Here is an 832-nt window from a genome sequence, read left to right as displayed (position 1 = left end):
GGGCTCTGTTGCAAACTCTGACACGGTTTCCAAGATTGGGCTCATGTACTGTCAAGGTCAGTTGCGATGAACGATTTCAAAGGACGGCATTTTACCGGCGAGGTCATCCTATGGGCGGTGCGCTGGTATTGTCGATACGGCATCAGCTACCGTGATCTCGAGGAAATGCTGTCCGAGCGTGGGATCGATGTCGATCATACGACGATCTATCGCTGGGTGCAGCGCTACGCGCCGGAGATGGAGAAGCGTCTCCGCTGGTTCTGGCGGCGCGGCTTTGATCCGAGCTGGCGTCTGGATGAGACCTACGTAAAGGTGCGGGGCAAATGGACCTACCTGTACCGGGCGGTCGACAAACGGGGCGACACGATTGATTTCTATCTGTCATCGACACGCAGCGCCAAAGCGGCGAAGCGCTTTCTGGGCAAAGCTCTTCGTGGCCTGAAGGACTGGGAAAAGCCGGCCAAACTCAATACCGACAAGGCACCCAGCTACGGCGCAGCAATCGCTGAGCTGAAACGCGAAGGCAAACTGGCGGCGGAAACCGAGCACCGGCAGGTGAAATATCTGAACAACGTGCTCGAGGCCGACCACGGCAAGCTGAAGATGCTGATCAAGCCGGTACGTGGCTTCAAGTCGATGCCAACGGCCTACGCCACGATCAAGGGCTTCGAGGTCATGCGCGCCCTACGCAAAGGACAGGCCCAGGCATGGTGCCTGCAGCCAGGTATCATGGGGGAGGTGCGCCTGGTTGAAAGAGCATTCGGAATTGGACCCTCGGCCCTGACCGAAACCATGATTATGCTCAATAAGCATTTCGCCAATGCTGCCTAAT

The 832-nt window shown here is 57.3% G+C and carries 1 protein-coding gene; it reads left to right on the top strand.

Going from position 1 to position 832, the window contains the following annotated elements:
* Window positions 1–66 precede the first annotated feature (66 nt).
* The gene (locus AC1Q5P_RS21920; RefSeq protein ID WP_006949122.1) at window positions 67–831 is read left to right on the top strand and encodes an IS6 family transposase; all 765 of its coding nucleotides are present in this window, start codon (window positions 67–69) and stop codon (window positions 829–831) included.
* Window position 832 lies beyond the last annotated feature (1 nt).

The organism is Novosphingobium sp. GW835-FHT14H07 (assembly GCF_058793515.1).
Note: the sequence above shows the minus strand (reverse complement) of the source record. Positions and strands in the feature narration are given on the sequence as shown.